We start from the raw sequence: 14,618 nt of genomic DNA, 5'->3' as shown, positions 1-14,618 counted from the left end.
CTGCGGTTCGCGATCCGCGAAGGCGGCCGCACCGTCGGCGCCGGCGTCGTGTCCAAGATCACCGACTGAGCGGTTGCGCTTGCCGTGCGCCGTGGGCGGCGCCTGGGACAGTGCCTTTGCACAGCAAGGGTCACCAGAGCAGGGCCGCAACATGACGCTGGCAAGCTAAGTACCAAATTTAAGGTGGGTCTCGATCCGCAATTCACAAGGAGCAGCGACACCGCTGCTCCTTTTTTTGGTCCCATGGTCCTCACGCACAGAATCATTCGGGCAGCCTGTTCGATGCACCTGCCCAGAGACCGGCCACAGAATGCTGCGCAAAACGGCTTTGAAACGACATTTTTTTGCTCACGTGCCTAATTTCGCCGCATGTGCACACTCGGCCGGAAAGCCATTGTTTTTCAACGTCCGAGGGTACGCTGCACGCGCAGAATATCCGGTTCAGTATACGACGGTATTCATCTAACCCATTAAAATATATTGATTTTTTGCGCGGTCTTGTCACCCTTGCATGCAGAAAGGGAGGATATCATGGACCAGGTGAACCTTGACGCGTGGGTCGGAAAAACCGTGTCTGACGTGGGCGGCGTCGGTGCCGCCACCGCGATCAAAGTGCATGCCACGATTGGGCGGTCAGGTGATCCTGCCCCCCGGGCCGGCGACCTCCTTCCGCCGCTCTGGCACTGGAGCGCCTTTGCGCCCACGGCCCACACCGACCTGCTGGGTGCAGACGGTCATCCCGCACCGGGCACCCTGTTGCCGCCCATGGGTCTGCCCCGCCGGATGTGGGCAGGTGGCGCGCTTGGCTTTCATGCGCCCGTCCGTGTCGGTGACACACTGCACCGCCACACATCGGTCCGGTCGGTCGAGACCAAGACCACGCGCACCGGGCGGCCCATGGCGCTGGTGACGCTGGATCACATGATTTTCGGGCCGCAGGGTCTCGCCATCGAAGAACGGCAGGACATCGTGTACCTGCCCATGCCAGAGCGTTTCGTGCCGCCGCACCCGCGTGCCATGCCTGCGGACACGGCGGAAAGCATGGAGATGACGCCCACGCTCTTGTTCCGGTATTCTGCCGTCACCTTCAACGCGCACCGCATCCATTACGACCTGGATTACGCGCAATCGGTCGAAAAATATCCGGGCCTTGTCGTGCACGGCCCGCTGCAAGCGGCCCTTCTGATGCGTCACGCCACCGAACAGGCCGGCAGCCAACCGGTCTATTTCGACTTTCGCGCCGTGCACCCGGTCTTTGCAGGCACCCCGCTGGACATCTGCGCCACGGAAGAGGACGGGACGGTTGTGCTGTTCACCGGCCAGAACGGGCACCAGGGCATGCAGGCCACCGCCGTTTTCGAGGCCACGCAATGACCGGCCTGGCCGGAATGCGGGTGGTCGAACACGCGGCGTTCGTTGCGGTGCCGCTCGCTGGCATGACACTGGCCCAGATGGGTGCGGACGTGATCCGTGTCGATCGGCTGGGCGGGGGGCTGGACGCTGGCCGCTGGCCGCTGGCGCCGTCGGGGCGCAGCCTGTTCTGGGCCGGGCTCAACAAGGGCAAGAAATCCATCGCCGTCGATACGCGCCACCCCGAAGGCCGGGCCGTGGTGCAGCAACTGGTCACCGCACCGGGCGACGACGCGGGGCTGTTTCTCAGCAATCTGCCGGTGGACGGGTGGCTGGACCACGCCACGCTGTGCACGCTGCGCGAGGACATGATCACCGTGACCCTGACGGGCGACCGGCAGGGGCGGCCCCAGGTCGACTACACAGTGAACCCCGCCCTGGGCGTGCCGCATATGACAGGTCCCGCCGGTGCGCCTGATCCGGTGGCCCATGCCCTGCCGGCATGGGATCTGATCTCGGGTCACCTGTGCGTGTCGTCGCTTCTTGCGGCGGAACGGCACCGGTTGCGGGGACGCGGCGGACAGGCGGTGCGCCTGGCGCTCAAGGATGTGGCAGCCGCGGCCATGGGTCATCTGGGCATGATCGGGGACGCCGCCCTGAACCCCTGCGATCGGCCCAAGGCGGGCAACGCCCTCTACGGCGCCTATGGGCAGGATTTCCTGTGCGCCGACGGGCGCCGTGTCATGGTGGTCGGATTGACCCGTCGGCAATGGACGGGCCTGGTCAAGGCCACCGGCACAATGGACGCGATGGCCGCGTTGGAGCGGCGCCATGGCATCTCCCTGATGGACGAGGGCGAACGCTGGCACCGCCGCGAGGACATTACAGATATCCTGCGGCCCTGGTTCGCAGCCCGGCCCGTCTCCGCGTTCCGCGCCGATTTTGACCGTGCCGGGCTGACATGGTCGGAATTCAGAACGGTGCGCGAGGCGCTGGCCCATGATCCCGACCTCGGGCCGGACAATCCGATGTTCGACATGCTGTCCCAACCGGGTCTCGGGCGTTTTCCCGTGCCGCGCCATCCGGCCCGCTTTGGCGATGCAGACCCGCACCCGGCCGTGGCGGCACCCGCGCTCGGGGCCCATACCGAGGAACTGCTGGGCGATGTGGCCCGCCTGTCGGGGACAGAAATCGCGCATCTCTTCGATGCGGGCATCGTCGCATCCGACAGCTACCGCCCCTCCCGGTCGGCCGCGTGATTTCACCCTTGCAAAGCGCCGGACCGCCGCGTAATTCAGGCGGGCGCGAAGGGGTATAGCTCAGCTGGTAGAGCGACGGTCTCCAAAACCGTAGGTCGCGGGTTCGAACCCTGCTGCCCCTGCCAGCGCCTAGGTCCCCTGCAACGCCTCCAGCAATGTCTGACGGGCAAAGGCAACCCTTGGGTGGCGCAGCGCACTTTTGACCCAAACCAGGTACAGCGTGTTTTGCGGCGTGGACACCGGGGCCCGCAGCGCGCGCAGTGTTCCGGCGCTCAGGCTTGGGGCACACAGGTAATCTGGGATCACGGACCACCCCGCGCCCGCCTCGGCACAGGCGCGCACCGCGCGGATGTCGGGTGCGGTCAGCACGGGCAGGGCAGCACCCAGATCAATCTGGTTGGCCGCACACCAGCCGCGAACCAGCGGGCGGTCGGTGTCATAGGCGATATGCGGTGCCGCGCGCAGCGCCTCCTGCAAATCCGGGGCGCGGGCCAGGCGGTCCGCAAGGCGCGGCGCCGCCACGGCCAGCAACCGCTCCGTCCCGACCTCGGTCCCGGCCAGCTGCGGGTCTGTGGGTTTGGATGCGGTAAACGCCAGGTCCGCCTGACCGCTCAGCAGCATCTGGTACAGGGCCGCACGCCCGCCAAACTGCAGGCGCACCTGAACGCCCGCATCCAGCAGCACGGGCAGGTGACGGGACACATGTTCGGCCATCAACTCGGCTGGCCCGGCAATGTGCACCGCACCGGACAGGCTGACGGACCGCGCCTTCATCGTGGCCAGTGCTGCTTCGGCCCGGTCCAACCCGTCGCCGATCTGCTGTGCCAGATCATCGGCCAGCGGCGACGGGGCCATGCCCCGCGCGCGCCGCGCGAACAAGGGCCGGCCCAGCTGGGTTTCCAGCGCGGCGATGTGCTGCGACACGGCGGGCTGCGTCAGGCCAAGGGCCCGCGCCGCATCGCTGATCGACCCGGACCGGTACACTTCGACAAAGGAACGCAAGGTGTGCAGGCTCATGGCACAAGCATAAGGAAATTTATACCCCTGCGCAATTTCGCTTTGGTTTCATTATGGAATGCCCCGTCTATCTCAAGGGTCAACACGCACACCAAAGGAGACAGACAATGACCACCGCAAACATTCTGATGATCGCGACATCCGCCGCCCAAATGGACAACGGGGACGCAACCGGCGTCTGGCTGGAAGAACTCACAACGCCCTATTACGCCTTTTCGGATGCGGGGGCAGATGTCACGTTGGCCTCGATCACGGGCGGGGCCATCCCGGTTGACCAGCGCAGCGTGGCACCCGCAGGTGAAAACGACGCCTCGGTTGAACGGTACCTGAACGATGCCGATCTCACGGCCAAGGTGGCACAGACGCCCCGCTTCACCGATATCGATCCCGGGCAATTCGACGCGATCTTTCTGCCGGGCGGACATGGGACAATGTTCGACTACCCGGATGATCTGGACCTTGCCGCACTGGTCGAGGCGTTTGACCGCGCGGGCAAGGTCGTTGCGGCCGTCTGCCATGGCCCGGCGGGGCTTGTGCAGGCCAAGGCCGCGGATGGGACGCCGCTGGTCAAGGGGCGCCGTGTCGCGGCCTTCACGGACAGCGAGGAACACGCGGTCGGCCTGCAAGATGCCGTTCCCTTCCTGCTGGAAACCAAGCTGAAAGACCTGGGCGCCACGCACGAAGCGGCCCCCGATTTCGAGGCGTTCGCAGTGCGGGATGGCACGCTGGTCACCGGACAGAACCCGGCCTCGGCGCAGAAAACGGCGGATCTGGTGTTGCAGGCCGTCGCCGATATCCGCGCCGCTGCGTGACCCATGTTCCACGAAAGGACAGCACTATGACCAAAGTCATACTGATCACCGGCGCGTCGTCGGGCATTGGCGAAACCTGTGCCCGTCACGCGGCGCAGGCAGGCCACAAGGTGGCGCTTGCGGCGCGCAGCGCGGACAAGCTTGCCGCATTGGTGACCGAATTCGGCTCGGAACATGCCATCGCGCTGACCTGCGACGTGACGGATGCCGCACAGCAGGAACAGATGGTGGCCGACACGGTCGCACGGTTTGGCCGGATCGATGTTGTCCTGGCCAATGCAGGTCTCGGGGCCTCCGCCCGCGGGACCGAGGCGGGCGATCCCGCCAGCTTCCAGCAGATGATCAACGTCAACTGCCTTGGCGTGACACTGACGGCCAAGTACACGCTCCCACATCTGCGCGCCTCCAGGGGGCACATGGTGCTGATGGGGTCCCTTGCGGCGCAGGGCACGGTATGGGGGTCGGTCTATTCGGCGACCAAATGGTTCATCAAGGGCTATGCCGACAATCTGGGCGCAGAGCTGGGCGATGCAGGCGGGCGCGTCACCTGTATCCACCCGGGCATGACGGACACCCCCTTCTTCGACAGTCCGAAACCGGACGCACTGCGCCCCGATGATATCGCCAAGGCGTTCATGTATGCCATCACACAGCCGGACCATGTCTGGCTGCCGCATTTGCCGATCTATCCGCGCCCGAAAAAGCCGTTTTCGGATCAGCATCACTGACATTTGGCCCCGGGGCAGGCATCCCGTCGCCCCGGGGCCTTCTGATTCACGCAATTGCGTCGAAATTTTGGTCCGGACGTGAAACTTCCCGTGCCGGGGGCGCAAATCCGCGAACAGTTCGATCACGATCCGCTGGCTGTTGCCGCCCCGGCGACAGTGCCATGATTTCGCCACATCCCGGACACCGATGGCGCACATTCCGGCCTTAGCTCTGCCTCATCCGCAGAACGCGGTTCAGTGACAATCGCCCGATCTGCCCGGGCCGGTAAATGGATTTCCCGAATGTCTCGGGACAAGGAAGCTGCCACATGACCTACACGTTGATCCCAGGTGAATCTTGCACCGCAAGCGACGAAGAAACGATGTCGACCATCCGGTCGGTGCTGACCGAAAACACGGCGCCACCGCAGCAGGTGACGCCGCGCGCCGCCCCCGCGCGCGCGCCAGCACCGGACCCTGCCCGTGACACCGCCCCGGCCGCAGCGGCGCCAGAGGCGACCCGCGCCTTTGTGGACCGCACGGTCGATGACGCGCCGCGCCGTCGTGCCTCCGACCTGCCCAACCTCGAAACGGCAAAGCAGACAGCAAACCGCCGCCCGGGCCTTCTGTCCCGGCTGGGCATGTCACTGGCGCGCCCCGTCGGCGCGCTGCGCGGCTTCCAGCCCACGACACGCCACCTCGCCCTGGCCAGCGTTGCGCTGCTGTGCGTCGTGCGGCCCCATTGGATCGTGATTGGCACGGTCCTGATGCTGGCGATGGTCCTTGGCGCGTTCATGGTGCTGGGCTCCGACCGTATCTGGCACGGCGTTCTCGCCTGGCTTGACCGGGTCGAGGCACGCGACAGCGCGCGCGCCTGCGAACTGCGCGGGAAACTCGACAGTTTCGCCTGCCGCTGGGACGGCATCCTCGACATCTTTCCCGACGGCATGGTCGACAGCCTCTACATGCCCGACTTTCAGGCCATGCAGCAGGCCGAGATCGATCACCAGCAAGTGGTCAGTGACCGGCTGAACCGGATGGCCCAGGAAGGCTAAGCCGAAACCGCATCACATCTGATCAGGGCGGGCGCAATCCCGCCTTGAATTCGTCCCGACCTGCCGTTACATCCCATCCATCCGCAGCAAGGGACATGACCCATGGCCACCACCAACCCACTTCAGTTCATCCAGCAGGTTCGCTCGGAAGTTTCCAAGGTGGTGTGGCCGACCCGGCGCGAGGTGTTTCTGACAACTGTCATGGTCTTTATCCTGTCGGCGCTGACGGCGGTGTTCTTTGCGCTCGTGGACATCATTATCCGCTGGGGTCTTGAAACGGTGCTGACAACCTTCGGGTGACGCACGGCAGGGGGGTCACCTCTTGCACTTTGCACAGACCCGGAGTATCCCCCGAAACTGATCTGAAACAGGCGCGCGGCGATTCGAGCCCCGCGCCGATTTTTATTCAGGGCGGCGGTAAACACGTCGCAACAGTCGAAACCGACCAGGCGAGGGGCCAGAACAGACATGGCAAAACGGTGGTATTCCGTCAGTGTTCTTTCGAACTTCGAAAAGAAAATCGCGGAACAGATCCGCACCGCGGCCGAAGAGCAGGAGCTTTCGGACGAAATTGACGAGGTGCTGGTCCCGACCGAAGAGGTGATCGAAGTGCGTCGCGGCAAGAAGGTGCCGACGGAACGGCGCTTCATGCCGGGCTATGTGCTGGTGCACATGGAGATGTCGGACCGCGGCTATCACCTGATCAACTCGATCAACCGCGTCACCGGGTTTCTTGGTCCCCAGGGCCGCCCCATGCCGATGCGCGACGCCGAAGTGAACCAGATCCTGAACCGCGTTCAGGAAGGCGAGGACGCGCCCAAGCTGATGATCAGCTTCGAAGTCGGCGAAAAGGTCAAGGTCAACGACGGCCCGTTCGAGGATTTCGACGGCATGGTCGAAGAGGTCGACGAAGACAACCAGCGCCTCAAGGTCACCGTGTCCATCTTCGGCCGCGAAACACCTGTGGAACTGGAATACACCCAGGTCAACAAACAGAACTGAGCCGCACGGACATGAGACCTCCAAAGGCGCACTCAGGTGCGCCTTTTTGTTTGGAGAGGCGGGTGTGCGGGACGGAGCACGCTTTCGCGGCGGCTGAGCCAATGTCCGAGTGGCAAGCTGAAGCGGTTTCAATTAGAGCGATGGTATGCCGAGTACACGAGAAAAAGCCCGACTTGCCGCGGGCAACAATGCTGATCTTTGCGCTGCTATCATGGCTGCGAACGGATTGCGTACGGAACGCGATGATCTCGCGTATTATTGTGTCGACACACCTCCACCCTACTACCCGAAATTGGTCACGCTTAAGCCAATGGTTGCTAGCGAGCTAATTGCTCGGATTAGCGGGCTTAGTGGTATCAAGGACAGCTTTTCAAGTTTGGATGAATCCGCTTTGGGGCTTCGCGTCGCATTCGAAGCATCATGGATTTGGTCAGACGCTCAATCCCGAGAACTGCCAACTCAATGGGTTCGGATCGACAGTCCGAGTGGCCTTTTACGATGGCATAAGGCGTGGAATGGGAACAATGAGTCGGACCACGTAGTCTTCCCGTCTCAGTGCCTGAACGATTCCAACTTGTTTTTTCTCGCTCGAATCTCGGGAACGAACATCGAAGCTGGCTGCCTTGCCAACCTGTCCACTGACGTGATTGGCATGTCTAATGTCTTCTCTACGCAAGCAAGCGACAGATCAATCTATTCGGAGGCTTTAGCCGCTGTCTCCTCAGTTGGCGGAGGACTTCCAGTTGCGGGTTATGAACAGGGAGACGATCTTACTTGCGCGTGCGCAGCCGGTTTCCAAGTAGTGGGTCCGTTACGCATCTTGGTGCGATGACGGACACGACTCCAGAGCATAGCCTCGCGATGGCGCTCACCCAAAGCCGCCATCCGCGCAGACCGCAGCATCTTTCAATTTGGGCTCGAAGCCGCCTTTCACGGCAAATGCGCCGCGCACTGTGTCGACCATCCAACATCGCAGACTTATCCACAGAAACATCCACAAGACCTGTTGACGAACACGGCGGATTGCCGCCTACTGGTTGACACAGGCACACGATGTAGATGTGCCAGCATAGGCCGAACAGCGTATCTGGGGGATATTCTATGGCATTGAAGTATGTGAGGGACAGCCTTCCGTGGCTGGTTCCGTCCGCGGCGATTGTATTCGCCGCATCGGGGTTTCTGGAATTGGGAGGCAGCGATGACGCGGCCGAGAAACAGGTCGTGGCTGCCGCCGGTCCCGCACCTGCGGTCCTGCCGACACCTGCGCCCGCACCCGCCGCATCGCCCGCGGTCACATCCGGGGATGAAGAAGTCGTCGCCCGTCAGGTCGCGCCTGAAACCGCGCTGACATCCGTGGCCGCGGCCACGCCGCAGGCACAGCCCCTGGCCGCGCTGCCCACGCCGCAACCCGCGCCCGTGGCCGACCCCGCGCCAGCGCGCACCGCGTCCTTGGCGACCACGCCCGTGGCGCCCGTCTTCAACAGCAACGGCTTTGGCGCAGGGGCGGGTGCACAGCAGCAGTGCATCGATGATCTGCGCACCATGGCCGATCAGGCGCGTGTCTATTTTCCAAGCGGGGGTCTGACAGCCGGGTCCGGTGGCATCGAACAGGGCCGCCTGCTGGGTCTGATCGCACAGAACTGCCCCGGCGTGCAGATCCGTGTCGAAGGTCACTCCGACCCCTCCGGCGATCCGGCGGCCAACCTGCGCCTCAGCGAAGCGCGGGCCCAGCAGGTGATCAAGCGCATCGGCGCATCCGGCATCGACGTCAGCATGTTCTTTGCCGAGGGGTTTGGTGATCGTCAGCCCTCTGGCGTCGTGGGTCCCGAGCCCAGCTCGTTCTACGATCGGCGGGTCGAATTTTCGATCGTCGATGACGGCGTGACCCGCGTGGCGGCCCGCGCGCCCGTGATCAAGCAGAACCCCTGGGCCAACGCGACCTGTGTGACTGCATTGCAGCAAGCTGTTGATAACACTATACTTTTCTACGCTCCGCGGTCCGTGTCCCTGGGGGCAAGCGACGTCGATCAGGCCATGACACTGGCCCGCATGGCGATGGAATGCCCGCACGCCCGTCTGCGCGTGATCGGGCATCATACCAGTGATGTGCAAGCCGGCGAAGGCGTGGCGACAGGTCTGCTGCGCGCCAAGGCGCTGATGGCGATGCTTGTCGGGCGCGGTGTTGCCTCCGAAGAGATCATCATCGCTGCCCCCTCGCGGCCCCTGAACGCCGCCGGTCTGCCCGGCAGCCGCGTGCGGTTCGACGTGATCCTCGAAGACGGCTGACGCCACCGCGTCCCCGCAGGGACACGCAGGCGAAAGACCCTTGTGTTATTGGCAGGAGCGCTGTAATCGGCGCTCCTGTTGCGGTATGCAGCATCCCATGTGGGAGGCGAGGGTCTCGCGAGGCCCGGACCAGACCACATCAACATAGGCCAGGGGACGCGTCCCAAGGCTGTTTGAGAAGGAGATTGGCACATGGCCAAGAAACTCGCAGGCACCATGAAATTGCAGGTGCCCGCCGGTCAAGCGAACCCCTCCCCGCCGGTCGGTCCGGCGCTGGGTCAGCGCGGCATCAACATCATGGAATTCTGCAAGGCGTTCAACGCCAAGACCGCAGATCTGGAGCCCGGTGCGCCGTGCCCGACCGTGATCACCTACTACCAGGACAAATCCTTTGCCATGGATATCAAGACGCCGCCGGCGTCCTACTATCTGAAAAAGGCGGCCAAGGTGAAATCCGGGGCCAACAACCCGAGCCGCGAAACCGTGGGCAGCGTGACCGTTGCACAGGTGCGCGAGATCGCAGAGGCCAAGATGAAGGACCTCAACGCAAACGACATCGAGGGCGCGATGAAAATCATCGTCGGCTCCGCGACGTCCATGGGCATCGAGGTGAAGTAAGATGGCAAAGCTTGGAAAACGCACAAAAGCGGCCCGCGAAGCCTTCGCTGGCAAAGAGAACCTGACGGTCGAAGACGCGGTCAGCCTGATCAAGGCAAACGCCAACGCCAAGTTCGATGAGACGGTCGAGATTTCCCTGAACCTGGGCGTCGATCCCCGCCACGCGGACCAGATGGTGCGCGGCGTCGTGGGCCTGCCCAACGGCACCGGCAAGGACGTCCGCGTCGCCGTCTTCGCCCGCGGTCCCAAGGCCGAGGAAGCGCAGGCCGCAGGGGCCGACATCGTGGGTGCAGAGGACCTGATGGAAACCGTCCAGGGCGGCACGATCGAGTTCGACCGCTGCATCGCCACGCCCGACATGATGCCCATCGTGGGCCGTCTGGGCAAGGTGCTGGGCCCCCGCAACCTGATGCCGAACCCCAAGGTCGGCACCGTGACCATGGACGTCGCCGACGCCGTCAAAGCGGCCAAGGGTGGCGAAGTCCAGTTCAAGGCCGAGAAGGCCGGAGTGGTCCACGCGGGCGTGGGCAAGGCATCGTTCGACGAGGCCAAGCTGGTGGAAAACATCCGCGCCTTCGTGGGTGCCGTGGCAAAGGCCAAGCCTGCGGGCGCGAAGGGCACGTATATGAAGAAAGTCTCGCTCAGCTCGACCATGGGGCCGGGCGTGAGCGTGGACGTGGAGAACGCCGTTACCGAGTGATCGGAGACGGTTTTGAAAGAGTTTGGATGGCGCGTGCCCGATGGGGTGCGCGCCATTTTTTACGTGTGTTCGCGGGGACATGAGGGGTTTGTCCCCGCGGGGACAGCGTGTTCGGATGTGTGACGGTATTTTAAGGTATTTCGAATCCGTGAGGAGGCGCAGGGGGTTAGGCCACCGCACGATGGGTTTCGGGGATTTTAACGGGTTGATTTGTAGCATGACGCCCGAAGGCGGGCGGTTTTTGGAAAACCGTGCCGATCTTCTGTGTTTGAGAGTGAGACGCCAGTGAAACCGCCGCAATCGTTCCTCGACTTCACGAAGGAATTTCACCAAGACCTGGGCCTTGTGCATCCGGGGTGGGCGGAGGGCACGCCGCAAGTTCGGTACGAGATGTATGCGGATTTTCGGCAGAGATACGGCGACGCGGCGGTGCGGGACCTGGCGGCCTACTTCACCCGGATGTTGGCGGAGCCGGATCATGTGCTGGGTGCGCTCTGGTGTCGGAAATCCGAGGCGGAGTGGGGCCTGCCGGGTGAGGGCGTGCGGCAGATTTTTGAAGAGTTCGGGGAATGGGCGGCGCGGATGAAATGACGCCGGTGGGGGCTGTGTTTGGTCGTCGGATGCCAGGCTGAAGCCCGGCCTACGGCGTGTGGCATGGTGGGCAGATTGCCCACCCTACAGCAGGCGCGCGGTGAGACGGTCATCGCCGGACCGGGGGATGGCGATCTTGGGGGTGGTGCGGCGCGCTTTATGGTCGTGGGGTCATCGGACGGCTGCGCGGGGTGCAGGTGGAGATGTATCGCCAGCCCGTGGGGCCGGTCTGGCGATGTCCGGCGCCTGCGGCTTGATTCCGGACGCTGCCAAATTGTGTGACTTGACATTTGCGATGACGTTTTGCCTTGCAGTTGCTCATCTGAGATGAGGTACAGTTGATTTCGATCTGTTATCAGTTCTGTTGAGTTCCGCGCAAAATTTGGCTTGCAAATCACAACGTTTCTATTGAGGATTGCGATCCCAAAGCATGTAGATATCCAAATCAACAAAAGGGTAGGAGGTGGGTGTTGGAAGACTTAAGAGGTAAAATTGAGGTTAGCATCGGGCGCATGAAATTCGCGGGTGAAGGAACGCAAGACTGGTTATCTGATCAGCTTGAAAAAATCCTCAATACGCTAGAGAAGCAGCCAGCTTTCGCGGATGAAGTTGCTGAGGAAACTTCGAGCGCAGTGCAGCAGGTCGGAAATCAAGCAGGAAAACAGGCTGTCGGTTCGCTGGCAAATTACCTTAAGTCTAAGAATGCGGCGTCCGTACAGACGAAAAAATTTCTCGCTACAGCTGGTTGGTTGATGAAAAAGGGAAAAACGTTGGTATCGACGTCTGACGTGACCAAAGCTCTTAGGGAAAACCATCAAACCAAGTTGGGCAATCCATCTGAGTCCTTGAACCAAAACGTCAGCAAAGGTTTCTGTGAAAAGTCCGGTAAGGAGTTTTTCTTGACCCCCGAGGGTTGGGAGGAGCTCGGTGATAGCTTGTGAACAACCTACAAGCTCTTGCTGTTGTTCCGGTTGGTTTACGCCAGCCGTTGCTCGCAGAGTATGACAGTATTGTTGCTAACTACGCAGAGCATCGATGGTCGCCTGCTGAGCTGAGCGGCGGCCGCTTTTGTGAGATTGTCTACACCATTCTTTCGGGTCACGCCGCAGGCGCATATGCGTCGACACCCTCCAAACCTGCAAACTTTGTCAATGCGTGCCGTCAGCTGGAGCAGAATGGCCATGTTCCAAGAAGTTTCCAAATACTAATCCCAAGACTGTTGCCTTCCCTATATGAAGTAAGAAACAATCGCGGTGTTGGGCATGTTGGGGGCGACGTTGACCCCAACCAAATGGACGCAACATTCGTTTTATCAAGCGCTAATTGGATTATGTGCGAATTGGTCAGAGTTTATCATTCACTCCCAATTCAGCAGGCACAGACTATAGTTGACAAGCTGTCCGAGCAGCGTGTGCCTCTAGTGTGGGTAAAAGGTAATACTCGCCGCATCCTACGACCGGAGATGAAACAAAAGCAACAAATACTGGTTCTGCTAGCTTCATCGAATGGTGCCAGTTTAGCTGAGTTGATTGATTGGCTGGAAATCAAGAACCGCACTTATTTCATGAAAATGCTGCGGGATATGCATAAGGACCGTCTACTGGAACTTGATGAATCTGTTGACACGGTCGAGTTACTACCGCCTGGCGCTAAAGAAGCTTCTGGGTTGATTAGAGAACTGGCAACCAACTAACTCTGATCACCATAATCTGGAAATTGCAACCCGCTCCCAAACCCCCTTCACAACGCCCCCCAAACCCTCTAACCACCGCCTCCGAGGGTGTCCGATTGATTCGAACGCCCTCGCTTTCGTCCGAGACGGTGGGTGAGCCATGGCTCATAAATCCTGCCCGAGGCGGGAACAGACCTACTTCTCCAGATGCTCCGTTAGAGCCTCTGGCGGTCTTGGACCCGTTTTTTCGAGGACCAAACCGCCGGAGTGATCCGGTGCAAACTGAGCCGGGGCGTTCGCGTCCCATTAACTGGAGAAAACTGTGGATAGAGCCCAGAAAGAGAAAGTGGTCGAGGAACTCGGCCAGATCTTTGAAAGCTCTGGCGTCGTTGTGGTTGCCCACTACGCCGGTCTGACAGTTGCCGAAATGCAGGACCTGCGTGCGAAAGCACGTGAAGCGGGTTCTGCGGTTCGTGTTGCCAAAAACAGGCTCGCCAAGATCGCCCTTCAGGACAAACCCTGCGCAAGCATCGGTGACTACCTGACGGGCATGACCGTTCTGACCTATTCCGAAGACCCCGTGGCAGCCGCCAAGGTGTCCGAGGACTTTGCCAAGGGTAACGACAAGTTCGTGATCCTGGGCGGGGCAATGGGTGAGAACGCGTTGGACCGGGCCGGAGTGACGGCTGTGTCGAAGATGCCTTCGCGCGAGGAGCTTATTGCTTCCATCGTGGGCTGCATCGGCGCACCTGCATCGAACATCGCCGGGGCCATTGGCGCACCTGCAAGCAACATCGCCTCCATCCTCTCGACCATCGAGGAGAAGGCGGCCTAAGGCATCGTCTGAACGGCGTGTGGTTTGCCCGCACGTTGGAACACACATGAAACGGAAAGAGCTGATACAATGGCTGATCTGAAAGCACTGGCTGAAAGCATCGTGGGTCTGACCCTGCTGGAAGCACAAGAACTGAAAACCATCCTCAAGGACGAGTACGGCATCGAGCCCGCCGCTGGCGGCGCTGTGATGATGGCGGGCCCGGCTGACGGCGCAGGTGCGGCGGCAGAGGAAGAGAAGTCGGAATTCGACGTTGTCCTGAAAAACGCAGGCGCCTCCAAGATCAACGTGATCAAGGAAGTGCGCGGCATCACCGGTCTGGGCCTGAAAGAAGCCAAGGACCTGGTCGAAGCCGGCGGCAAGATCAAGGAAGGCTGCGGCAAGGACGAAGCCGAAGAGATCAAGGGCAAGCTGGAAGCAGCGGGCGCCGAGGTCGAACTGGCCTAAGGGGCGGTGCGCGCCAAGCGCACACCCTACACTTCGAAGCGCTCGGGTTCGTCCCGGGCGCTTTTTTCGTGCCCCGCGTCCAGGGTGGCCGTTCACGCTTGTGCCGTTTCTTGTTGCCAAAACAGGCAGAAGCCGCGTACGCTTTTGCCCACAGAGCGCCCTGTTAAAGAAATCTGCACTTTTTGCGATTTCTGCCGCGCCTTCCGGTTGCGCTCGTCCGGCCTGTCACCTATGTGGAAACTTCCGCTGGGCACGATTGATTCGCGC

Annotated in this window: 17 protein-coding genes and 1 tRNA gene; 17 read left to right on the top strand and 1 reads right to left on the bottom strand. The window is 61.7% G+C overall.

The features are described 5' to 3' along the window. The 4 genes from Q0844_RS20930 to Q0844_RS20835 form a co-directional block, all read left to right on the top strand. The coding region (locus Q0844_RS20930; protein WP_366523021.1) for a hypothetical protein at positions 1 to 69 on the top strand (69 nt) is incomplete at its 5' end. A gap of 462 nt (positions 70 to 531) precedes the next feature. Beyond that, positions 532 to 1,374: a MaoC family dehydratase N-terminal domain-containing protein gene (locus tag Q0844_RS20845; protein ID WP_299049221.1), complete on the top strand. Its 843-nt coding sequence runs from the start codon at positions 532 to 534 to the stop codon at positions 1,372 to 1,374. Further along, positions 1,371 to 2,609, top strand: coding sequence for a CoA transferase (locus Q0844_RS20840; protein ID WP_299049218.1), 1,239 nt, complete (start codon positions 1,371 to 1,373; stop codon positions 2,607 to 2,609). Before Q0844_RS20845 ends, Q0844_RS20840 begins: the two co-directional genes overlap by 4 nt. A 49-nt stretch (positions 2,610 to 2,658) precedes the next feature. Further along, positions 2,659 to 2,734 (top strand) — tRNA-Trp (locus tag Q0844_RS20835). Between the two features lie 4 nt (positions 2,735 to 2,738). Here Q0844_RS20835 and Q0844_RS20830 read toward each other — a convergent pair. Continuing rightward, complete coding sequence (locus Q0844_RS20830) at positions 2,739 to 3,626, bottom strand: LysR family transcriptional regulator (RefSeq protein WP_299049216.1); 888 nt, start codon at positions 3,624 to 3,626, stop codon at positions 2,739 to 2,741. A gap of 107 nt (positions 3,627 to 3,733) precedes the next feature. Between Q0844_RS20830 and Q0844_RS20825 the strand changes: the two genes are divergently transcribed. From Q0844_RS20825 to rplL, 13 genes are all read left to right on the top strand, one after another. Further along, positions 3,734 to 4,438 (top strand): type 1 glutamine amidotransferase domain-containing protein, encoded by a 705-nt coding sequence (locus tag Q0844_RS20825; RefSeq protein WP_299049213.1) that lies wholly within the window; start codon positions 3,734 to 3,736, stop codon positions 4,436 to 4,438. 26 nt (positions 4,439 to 4,464) lie between these two features. Continuing rightward, positions 4,465 to 5,166: an SDR family oxidoreductase gene (locus tag Q0844_RS20820; protein WP_299049210.1), complete on the top strand. Its 702-nt coding sequence runs from the start codon at positions 4,465 to 4,467 to the stop codon at positions 5,164 to 5,166. A 308-nt stretch (positions 5,167 to 5,474) separates the two neighbouring features. After that, positions 5,475 to 6,200 (top strand): hypothetical protein, encoded by a 726-nt coding sequence (locus Q0844_RS20815; protein WP_299049207.1) that lies wholly within the window; start codon positions 5,475 to 5,477, stop codon positions 6,198 to 6,200. A gap of 102 nt (positions 6,201 to 6,302) precedes the next feature. Further along, entirely contained in the window at positions 6,303 to 6,500 is a 198-nt protein-coding gene (secE, locus tag Q0844_RS20810; protein WP_039689783.1) for a preprotein translocase subunit SecE, read from the top strand. Positions 6,501 to 6,668: 168 nt separating this feature from the next. Then, positions 6,669 to 7,202: a transcription termination/antitermination protein NusG gene (gene nusG / locus Q0844_RS20805; RefSeq protein ID WP_299049202.1), complete on the top strand. Its 534-nt coding sequence runs from the start codon at positions 6,669 to 6,671 to the stop codon at positions 7,200 to 7,202. 1,101 nt (positions 7,203 to 8,303) lie between these two features. Continuing rightward, positions 8,304 to 9,488 (top strand): OmpA family protein, encoded by a 1,185-nt coding sequence (locus tag Q0844_RS20800; protein ID WP_299049201.1) that lies wholly within the window; start codon positions 8,304 to 8,306, stop codon positions 9,486 to 9,488. Positions 9,489 to 9,680: 192 nt separating this feature from the next. Then, the gene (rplK, locus tag Q0844_RS20795; protein ID WP_299049199.1) at positions 9,681 to 10,106 is read left to right on the top strand and encodes a 50S ribosomal protein L11; all 426 of its coding nucleotides are present in this window, start codon (positions 9,681 to 9,683) and stop codon (positions 10,104 to 10,106) included. Between the two features lies 1 nt (position 10,107). Continuing rightward, entirely contained in the window at positions 10,108 to 10,806 is a 699-nt protein-coding gene (gene rplA, locus Q0844_RS20790) for a 50S ribosomal protein L1 (protein WP_299049196.1), read from the top strand. Positions 10,807 to 11,091: 285 nt separating this feature from the next. Next, positions 11,092 to 11,397: a hypothetical protein gene (locus tag Q0844_RS20785; protein ID WP_299049194.1), complete on the top strand. Its 306-nt coding sequence runs from the start codon at positions 11,092 to 11,094 to the stop codon at positions 11,395 to 11,397. Between the two features lie 470 nt (positions 11,398 to 11,867). Next, positions 11,868 to 12,338 carry a hypothetical protein gene (locus Q0844_RS20780; protein WP_299049191.1) on the top strand — a complete coding sequence of 157 codons (471 nt, stop codon included), beginning with the start codon at positions 11,868 to 11,870 and terminating at the stop codon, positions 12,336 to 12,338. Beyond that, the gene (locus tag Q0844_RS20775; protein WP_299049188.1) at positions 12,335 to 13,090 is read left to right on the top strand and encodes a hypothetical protein; all 756 of its coding nucleotides are present in this window, start codon (positions 12,335 to 12,337) and stop codon (positions 13,088 to 13,090) included. The genes Q0844_RS20780 and Q0844_RS20775 overlap by 4 nt, the downstream gene beginning before the upstream one ends. A gap of 301 nt (positions 13,091 to 13,391) precedes the next feature. Next, a complete protein-coding gene (gene rplJ, locus Q0844_RS20770; protein WP_299049186.1) occupies positions 13,392 to 13,904 on the top strand; it encodes a 50S ribosomal protein L10 in 513 nt (170 codons plus the stop codon). 69 nt (positions 13,905 to 13,973) lie between these two features. Next, positions 13,974 to 14,351, top strand: coding sequence for a 50S ribosomal protein L7/L12 (gene rplL / locus Q0844_RS20765; RefSeq protein WP_299049183.1), 378 nt, complete (start codon positions 13,974 to 13,976; stop codon positions 14,349 to 14,351). Positions 14,352 to 14,618 lie beyond the last annotated feature (267 nt).

It is taken from the genome of uncultured Tateyamaria sp. (assembly GCF_947503465.1).
GTDB lineage: Bacteria > Pseudomonadota > Alphaproteobacteria > Rhodobacterales > Rhodobacteraceae > Tateyamaria.
This window is presented reverse-complemented; position numbering and strand designations above follow the sequence as displayed.

Bases quoted from the DNA above. Each gene is read 5' to 3' on its own strand.
- nusG (WP_299049202.1), top strand. From the start codon at position 6,669: ATGGCAAAACGGTGGTATTCCGTCAGTGTTCTTTCGAACTTCGAAAAG.
- secE (WP_039689783.1), top strand. From the start codon at position 6,303: ATGGCCACCACCAACCCACTTCAGTTCATCCAGCAGGTTCGCTCGGAA.
- rplA (WP_299049196.1), top strand. From the start codon at position 10,108: ATGGCAAAGCTTGGAAAACGCACAAAAGCGGCCCGCGAAGCCTTCGCT.
- Q0844_RS20815 (WP_299049207.1), top strand. From the start codon at position 5,475: ATGACCTACACGTTGATCCCAGGTGAATCTTGCACCGCAAGCGACGAA.
- rplL (WP_299049183.1), top strand. From the start codon at position 13,974: ATGGCTGATCTGAAAGCACTGGCTGAAAGCATCGTGGGTCTGACCCTG.
- rplK (WP_299049199.1), top strand. From the start codon at position 9,681: ATGGCCAAGAAACTCGCAGGCACCATGAAATTGCAGGTGCCCGCCGGT.
- Q0844_RS20800 (WP_299049201.1), top strand. From the start codon at position 8,304: ATGGCATTGAAGTATGTGAGGGACAGCCTTCCGTGGCTGGTTCCGTCC.
- Q0844_RS20845 (WP_299049221.1), top strand. From the start codon at position 532: ATGGACCAGGTGAACCTTGACGCGTGGGTCGGAAAAACCGTGTCTGAC.
- Q0844_RS20830 (WP_299049216.1), bottom strand. From the start codon at position 3,626: ATGAGCCTGCACACCTTGCGTTCCTTTGTCGAAGTGTACCGGTCCGGG.
- Q0844_RS20825 (WP_299049213.1), top strand. From the start codon at position 3,734: ATGACCACCGCAAACATTCTGATGATCGCGACATCCGCCGCCCAAATG.
- Q0844_RS20820 (WP_299049210.1), top strand. From the start codon at position 4,465: ATGACCAAAGTCATACTGATCACCGGCGCGTCGTCGGGCATTGGCGAA.
- Q0844_RS20840 (WP_299049218.1), top strand. From the start codon at position 1,371: ATGACCGGCCTGGCCGGAATGCGGGTGGTCGAACACGCGGCGTTCGTT.